The 9,068-nt window shown below is 34.6% G+C and carries 4 protein-coding genes; all 4 read left to right on the plus strand.

The features are described from left to right. On the plus strand, nucleotides 1-4,188 hold a 4,188-nt coding region (locus ACFIMP_RS09040), incomplete at its 5' end, for a type ISP restriction/modification enzyme (RefSeq protein WP_375686286.1). Nucleotides 4,189-5,815: 1,627 nt separating this feature from the next. Beyond that, complete coding sequence (locus ACFIMP_RS09045) at nucleotides 5,816-6,457, plus strand: LbetaH domain-containing protein (protein ID WP_375629509.1); 642 nt, start codon at nucleotides 5,816-5,818, stop codon at nucleotides 6,455-6,457. A gap of 81 nt (nucleotides 6,458-6,538) precedes the next feature. Further along, complete coding sequence (locus ACFIMP_RS10010; RefSeq protein ID WP_375629511.1) at nucleotides 6,539-7,702, plus strand: LbetaH domain-containing protein; 1,164 nt, start codon at nucleotides 6,539-6,541, stop codon at nucleotides 7,700-7,702. Between the two features lie 98 nt (nucleotides 7,703-7,800). After that, nucleotides 7,801-8,580: a hypothetical protein gene (locus ACFIMP_RS09055; RefSeq protein WP_375629514.1), complete on the plus strand. Its 780-nt coding sequence runs from the start codon at nucleotides 7,801-7,803 to the stop codon at nucleotides 8,578-8,580. Nucleotides 8,581-9,068: the final 488 nt, after the last annotated feature.

The raw sequence follows: 9,068 nt of genomic DNA on the forward strand, positions 1-9,068 counted from the left end.
GATACACAAGTAGGAAAACGTCGTAAGAATAATAAAAATGATGCTCTTGAATTTGATAGCTCTGATCTTGCCTTGCCGGCTACCACGGATGCAAAAGAACTGGCTAGTAAAGCGGGTAAGGTTTCACATGATCTGATGACCGTGGTGTTTTCCACTTACCATTCAATCCAAGTGATTTCGGATGCGCAAAAAAAGTATGATTTACCCGAATTTGATCTGATCATCTGTGATGAAGCACACCGTACCACTGGAGCTGTGTTAGGAACAGACAAGCGTGAATCTGAATTTATCAAGGTTCATGATAACAGCATCATTCGGGGCAAAAAACGTCTGTACATGACGGCAACCCCTAAGATCTTTACCGACAAGCTGAAAAAGAAGGCTGACGCATCTGATGCTGTTCTGGCGTCCATGGATGATGAAGAGCTCTATGGAAAAAATCTTTACACGTATACTTTTTCAAAAGCTCTAAAAGATAAACTTTTAACACCCTATAAAGTTATCGTCTTGGCTGTTGATGAAGCAATTATTAACGCAACGATTCAGAAACGCCTTAAAGATAAAAATTCCGAACTTATTCTTGATGATACAACTAAAATCATTGGCTGCTACAAAGCACTTTCCCAAATAGAAAAGAAGGAAGAAGATGGCATAAAACCTATGCGTCGTTCTCTGGCTTTTTGTAAAAATATCAAGACGTCTCAATTAGTTAGCGAACTATTCAATGACGCCATTGATGAATATCATAAATTTGTTCCCGAAAGTAAGACTTCTCTTATCTTTGATGTTAAGCACATTGATGGATCTTTTAATGGCAAAAATCGTAATAAATTACTTGATTGGCTTAAAGAAGAGACAGATGAGAATAACTGCCGTGTGTTAACCAATGTCCGATGTCTCTCTGAAGGAGTCGATGTCCCTGCTCTTGATGCGGTTATGTTTTTACACCCGCGTAAAAGTCATGTGGATGTGATACAGGCTGTGGGGCGTGTGATGCGCCGAGCAGAAGGTAAAACAACAGGCTACATTATTTTACCCGTTGGTATTCCCTTTAATATTCCACCACAACAGGCTTTAGAAAACAATACAAAGTATGATGTCATCTGGCAAGTTCTCAATGCTTTGCGTGCTCATGATGACAACTTTAAAAACAAAATAAAAGCCTTAGAGCTGGACCAAGATGTTCGTCATGTGTTTGAGATTGTAGGGGTCACTTTTGACCCTGCTTTACAAGCAATGACCGCAGTTGTTGACGAACTCTCTTTCCACGCGAAATCGGAAAGTGCTGGGCTTCATATTGGTTCAGTAGCAAGTGAAAGCTCTTATAAATATGGAGGACAAAAAGAATTCGAGTTTTATGTTGATGAATTATCGCGTGCTATTAAGCCCATCATTGTCAAAAAATGTGGAGAGACTAATCAGTGGGGAAATTGGGCTGGCAATGTAGCTGCAATTGCACAAAATCATATTATTCGTCTTAAAAGCATACTCGCTGATAAAAAGAGTGAAGCCTTTCACGCTTTTGATGCCTTTCATAAAGAATTAAAGAACGGTTTAAATGACAGTATCGAGCAAGAGGATGCACTTGAGATGTTGGCGCAACACCTTGTGACACGTCCTATTTTTGAATCCTTGTTTGATGGAAATGAGTTTGTGCAAAACAATGCCATTTCACAAGCCATGGAAAAGATCTTAAGAGAACTTGATAAGATGAATATCAAAGACGAAGCCAAAGATCTTGAAAAGTTTTATCAAAGTGTAAAGGATGATACAGAGGGTATTATTGAAACGCGAGCAAAACAGAATCTTATTATCAAACTTTACGAAGATTTTTTTACCAAGGCATTCAAAAAGACAACAGATAAACTTGGGATTGTTTATACGCCTATTGAAATAGTTGATTTTATCTTACATTCCGTCAATGATGTTTTAGAGCAAGAGTTTGGACAAAGCTTAAGTTCTCGAGGCGTCTCTATTCTTGACCCTTTCACTGGAACGGGGACCTTTATTACACGGCTTTTACAATCCAAGCTCATCAAACCAGAGGATATGAAATATAAATTCCGTCATGATATTCATGCCAATGAGATTGTTTTGCTAGCCTATTACATAGCAGCGATTAACATTGAATCGACCTATCATAGTCTTATGAAAGGAGAGTATATCCCTTTTGAAGGAATTTGTTTAACTGATACGTTTTTGATGCTTGAAGAAAAAGATTTTTTTACACGCTATATGTTTGAGAATTCAGAGCGGTGTAAAAAACAGCAGGAAGTAGATATCCAAGTTATTGTTGGCAATCCTCCTTATTCAACAGGTCAAAAAAGTGCTAATGACAATGCAAAGAATACCCCTTATCCCATATTAAATAACCGTATTCGTGAAACCTATGCTGCTCAATCTAAATCAATGAATACGCGAAATTTTTATGACAGTTATATTCGTGCTATGCGCTGGGCAAGTGACCGTATTGGTAATGCTGGGGTAATCGGCTTTGTTTCTGGCTCTGGTTACATAGAAAAATCGACAATGAATAGTTTACGAAAATCTTTAGCCAAAGAATTTACGAGTATTTATGTACTTAATTTACGAGGGGATCTTCGTAAAAATATGTTAAGCAATGGAGCTGCTCAAGAAGGTGAAAATGTTTTTGGTAGTGGTAGTATGACGGGCATTGCCGTGACGCTGTTTATAAAAAATCCCAATACTATTGGACCTTGTAAAATTTACTATCATGATATTGGTGATAATCAAACAAGAGAAAAAAAACTTAAAACAATTAAGGACTTTGGTAGTATTGATGGCATTACACGAAGTAAAAAAGATTGGCAAATAATCACACCAGATAAGCATGGTGATTGGATACGTCAACGTGATGACAGTTTTGAAACATTCTTAGCTTTAGGCGATAAGAGACCTCATGAGAAAAAACTCTTTGAGATTTATTCTTGTGGCATTACGACTAGTCGTGATGCTTGGGCATACAATTCAAGTCGTGCAATTTTAGCGAAAAATATGGGTAACATGATTGCCTTCTATAACAGTGAAGCAGAACGTTTTAATAATGCTTATGCGCACACTGACAGTAAATCACGTACAAAGGCTGTAGATAATTTTGTTAATTCAGATACAAGCAAGATAAGTTGGAGTTTGAATATAAAAAAACAATTAGCAAGAGGTCATATTTTAAAATTTGAAGAAGTCGGTTTTGTTCAAAGTTTATATCGTCCTTTTACACGACAGTGGCTTTATTATAATCGCATTTTTAATGAAGCAATTTATCAAATGCCTCGTATCTTTCCTGTAGAAAAAATGATCAAAAATACAGTGATACAAGTTTCTGCTATAGGGGCAAGAAGTGGATTTTCTGTTATTATGACTAAAGATCTACCTGATTTTCATGCAATAGATACAGGTCAATGCTTTCCAAAATATATTTATGAAGATGCTACGGTTTCAAAAAGTGAGAAACAATCCCATTTATTTGCAAATTCTACAGAGAAAAACACAACAGCTGGTTTACAGAAGCGTGATGCCATTACTGATGAAGGTCTAGACCATTTTAAAGCCGCTTATCCTAATGAAACTATCACGAAAGATGATCTATTCTATTATGTTTACGGTCTTTTACATTCGGAAGATTATCGTGCTCGTTATGCTGATAACCTCTCTAAAGAACTGCCTCGTATCCCTTGTGTAAAGAGTGCTGGTGATTTTTGGAAGTTTGTAACAGCAGGACGTGAATTGGGTCATTTGCATATGAATTATGAAACTGTAGAACCTTATCCAGTGACCTTTAAAAAGGGTAATCCAAAACAGACAGAGATCTCTAATCCCGAAAAGTTTTATTATGTAACTGAAATGAAATTCGCAAAAATTAAGAATAGTAAGGAAAAGGATAAATCAACTGTTTTTTACAATAGCAATATCACAATAACAGATATCCCTCTTGAAGCTTATGAGTATATCGTCAATGGCAAGCCCGCTCTTGAATGGGTTATGGGGCGTCAATGTGTTAAGACTGATAAAAAGAGTGGCATTGTTAATGATGCCAATCGCTATGCTGTTGAAACCGTTGGCAACCCTGCCTACCCTCTAGAGTTATTTCAAAGGGTTATTACTGTAAGTTTAGAAACAATGAAAATCGTAAAAAACTTACCAAAATTGGAAATAAGAGAAACTGAATAACTTATAAAGCATGCTCACATAATGGGTATGATAACTCATAAGGGGTATAAGGTCTTATACCTATAGGTTCTATACCCCTTTATACTCTATACCCTCTTTATACATTGCTTACATACAATCTTTAAAAGGAGTGTTTATATGCGTTATTCTAAAAAGAAGAAACTTGTACTTTTAGATACTCTACTTTGGATTGCTTTAAGACTTTTAAGAAACCCACTCTTAAAGTGAATACACTTCTTTTGAATTGCCTTTAAGAGGTTATACCGTAATCTAAAATGATAGCTTTATTGTTTTCAAAAGCTTTGTTTAAAGAGAGTTATATATATATATTCATTTTCTTATATTGCTTATAGGTTTTGAAGGTTTCTCAAACTCTCAAAATATATCTTAGGTTGTATTTATAGGTTGTTTCTTAATATAGATTGCATCTATAAAATGCTAATATATTGAAGTATAATGACTTTTATTTTTCGATTGAAAAAAAATATATAAAGGGGGGCAAAAGGAATATTCAAAATCTTCAAAACTCATAACCATACTGGTCTTGATAGCATTTCTATAAGTTACAAGCTATCTTTTGAAAGGCTTTAAAGGATCACATGATTTTCATAAGATACGTTTTAATGACTCACTAAAATAATCACTTTTGTCAGTTCAATTTACTGACACATAACTGACAAGTTTTAATCAATTCACATCATTGGTTATCTTTAAAGACTGTACTCTTGATATGAGTTATGTTTTAAAGATATTAACCTATTGAAATATAATGTTTTTAATTTTTCTCATTTTAAAAAAAATAATAGAGAGTCTAAAAGGAACTGACAAAACTGACACGGTCTATTAAAAGGGATTTTGCTAATCCTTATAATGATCAATCTCTCTTTAGATATTTTCATAACAATCTATAAATCGCAATTATCCTATTTATCGTTTCTCTTATGAAAATGAAAAATGATGCCATGGCTATAAAGAAGATAACAGCTATAGAGAATGCGTAAAAACAGCAAGGCTTTATAATCATAATGGAAATGAATGCATTGCTTATAAGAGCGCGTTGCCTATTAAGAAAGTTCAAATGATAAATGCGTTATAAACAAATTCACAAAAAATTTTAAATTCATTTAGTGAAAAAATTGATGGGTTATAAAGATAAAAATACGCATTATAAGAGCGTTTTTAAATATTATAAATGTATAGATTCAAAAAACAACGCAATCGTTTTATAAAGACTATAATATAGATTTGAAATCGTATAAATATAAAAGAAGCAATTAATAAGCATAAGATATTTATCAATACACAACGTATTTAAAAAATACAAAAAATATCAAAAAAGATAAAATATTATTTGACAATAAATACGTATTTTGTTATATAAATACTCAAGTGATCAAAACACTAAACTACAAGCGAATAGGTTACGATAAATCTAATCCTGTTATAAAAACTGACTATCTTTTATGCTTTTGTTAGCATATATGATAATTTTGTCGGGTGTAGCTATGCCATACAATACCCTTCGCGAGGGAAAAGCATAGCAACGGACTTGTAGCCGTGTTTTGAGCGCCCGATGCTCTTATAAGGGTGTCAATTTCAAAACGAGTATTTCTACAAGGTTTTAATTATGACAAATATATCAAAAAACACCCCCCTTCTCTCTAACATTTCAAATGAAACTGCATCTGTTAATAAACAAGAGCCTGCAAAAAAATACGAATTTACAGGTGAGACAATAGAGGTTGGCTTTAAAACCCTTCATAGAATTAGAGCTTTAAGAGATTTTGGAGACGTCAAAAAAGGTGAGTTAGGCGGGTTTATACAAGGTGAAAGTAATTTATCCCATGATGGCAATTGCTGGGTGGGCGGTAAAGCCAAGGTTTATAGCAATGCAAGGGTTTACGATAATGCCGTTGTAAGTGGGTATGCCCATGTGAATAATATTGCTTGTATTTATGAAAATGCAAGGGTTTATGGCAAGGCGGTTGTGGCTGGCAATATTTATGGCAATGCTCATGTGTATGGCTTTGCACGTATTTATCCGGATGCTCATATTTTTGGTAATGCTCATGTTCATTATTACGCTTGTGTTTTTAATGATACAAAAATTTATGATAATGCGAAAATTTCCGGATATGCTTGTATTTTTGCAAATGTAAAGATTTTTCGCAATGCGGTCATTAAAGGTGACACTTGGGTTCGCAATAATATTGAAGTCTGTAGTAAAGAAATTGTCTATAATGACCAGTCTATAAAAGACGCTGCGTAAATAAGACACGGGCGCGGCGGGGGCGCCCCTCTTTAAAAATCTCATTCTAAAATTTAATCTTCTTTATAAAGGAATAGTGTTATGCAAAAAAAGTTTGCACTCACAAATGAGACACGTGTATTTAATAATAAAACTCTTTATCGCATTAAGGCATTAAAAGACTTTTCTGATGTCAAAGCAGGTGATCTAGGGGGCTTTATCGAAAAGGAAAGTAACTTATCACATGATGGTAATTGCTGGGTAGCTAATGAGGCTTGTGTTTATAATAATGCTCTTGTTTCTGATAATGCTACTGTTTTTAATTATGCTAGTGTTTTCGATAATGCAACGGTTTGTGATAATGCAAAGGTATTTGATTTTGCTAGTGTTTATGACAATGCAAAAATACATGATAATGCCTTGGTTTTTGGATATGCTTTTGTTTACAAACATGCTCATGTTTTTAATAACGCCGCTGTATGTGATAAGGCTGTTATAAGAGACAATGCAAAAGTCTATGGGAATGCTTTTATTAATTGGTATACACGTATTGAAGACAATGAAACGATTAATCTTGCATCTCAAATTTCTGATGACGCTTGTGTCTCTTTACCTATAACAAAAAAATACGAATTTACGAATGAAACGCGTTGTGTGGCTGGTCATACTTTACACCGCATTAAAGCCATTAGAGATTTTGCTGATGTAAAGACTGGTGATTTAGGTGGTTTTATCGAAAATGAAAGCAATCTCTCTCATGATGGCAATTGCTGGGTCTATGATAATGCTACCGTTTTTTGGGAAGCTGTCGTTTCTGACAATGCAAAAATACATGATAATGCTTGTATTAATAGAAATGCTAAAGTTTATGGCAATGCCGTTGTTAATGATGATGCATGGATTTTCGGTGCAAATGCTCATGTTTATGGCAATGCAAAAATTAATGACAATGCTATCGTTCGTGGTCAAGTTTATGACAATGCCTTTGTTTGTAATAAAGCTAATATCATTTTTGATGCAAAAATCTCTGACAATGCGAAAATTGCTGATAATGCTTATGTAAGGGGCTTTGTTTATGGCAATGCAAAAATATTAGGCTCTGCTCGTATTGATTGGGCTGCTCATGTTTACGATAATGCCGTCGTTTCTGACAATGTATATGTTTGTTACTTAGTAAAAATCTTTGGCAATGCTATAGTTGATGGCAATCAAAAAATTTATGATGATATTGGTAATAATAACAAAACCATAAATGAAGCTGCTTAAATAAAGCATGGGCGTTGTGGGGGCGCCTGCTTTCCAATCCAATTTTCCATTTCAAATTTTAGAAAACGTTTATCACATTAGATTGTGAGGGTACTCCTATGCGCAAAAAATACGAATTAACCAGTGAAATCAAAAAAATCAAACATGCACTTACTCGAAATATTATAACTCTTTATCGCATTCGTGCTTTAAGAGATTTTGATGATGTTAAGACGGGGGATTTAGGGGGCTTTATTGAAAAGGAAGCTAATCTATCCCATGATGGCAATTGCTGGGTTTATGATAAAGCTTGTGTGTATGGCTATGCCGTCGTTTCTGAAAATGCAAAAATACGGCATTTTTCTCAAGTTTGTGGTCAAGTCTATGGGAATTGTGAAATCTATGGCAAGGCTTTCATCTCTCAATACGCAAAAATTTATGACCATGCTTGTGTCTATGGCAATGCTCATGTTTATGGCAATGTTTATGGGTATGCTCATGTGAGTGGTGCTGCCCGCGTTCTTGCTGATGCTCATATTTATGATTATGCTCATGTTTCTTATGATGCTACGGTTTTTAGTTATGCAAGGGTCTATGGTCGTGCCATTGTTGCTGGCTCGGCTCGTATTCATAGCTATGCCAAGGTTTATAATTATGCCTTTATTAATGGTCGTGCAAAAATACATGGCAAGGTCTATGGCGGTGCTTTGGTGGGCGGTTGTGCTGAAATTTATGGCGCTGTTTTTGGCAATGCCAAGGTTTTATTCTATACTAAGGTCTGGGGACGTGCTTATGGCAATGCGAAATTAACCAAGAAAAGCAAAGTAAGGGAAGTTCCTATAAATTATGAGGTTTATGAAAGCGATAACCTTGTCAAGATTGTTGATGAAACAGAATAAAAACAGGCATGGGAGCGCCTTCTTTATGGTTATAAACCCATCATAAAAGAGAGAATTTAAAAAAACCGTGTCAAATGATATGACGCGGCTTTCAAATGTCTATCCTTATGAATCAACCCTAATCAAGGTAATGACACATATATACAAAACGTATTATATTACAAGCGCTCTATGAGAGATATGAAAACTTATCAAAAGGAACGTAAATGATGCATATGATCTTTAATCACTCATTTGAATGAGAGAGCCTATAAACGCTTGTTATGGCTATCAAACGTATCAAACAAATCAAAACGCTCGGTAGCTTTATCAATCCAATCAAAAGCAAATGCATATTAAGTGAATATCTTATAACAAAACGGTTTTTTACATTTACGAGCATTGGTTTTCAAAAGCAGCTTTTCATAAAACAAATAAACAATTATGGTTTTTTGTTACCATTTTTATCAAGTCAATTTTATTAATAATAGTTATTAAAAAATCACAAA

Origin of the sequence: Bartonella sp. AP65SXKL, assembly GCF_042195725.1 — a bacterium.
GTDB lineage: Bacteria > Pseudomonadota > Alphaproteobacteria > Rhizobiales > Rhizobiaceae > Bartonella.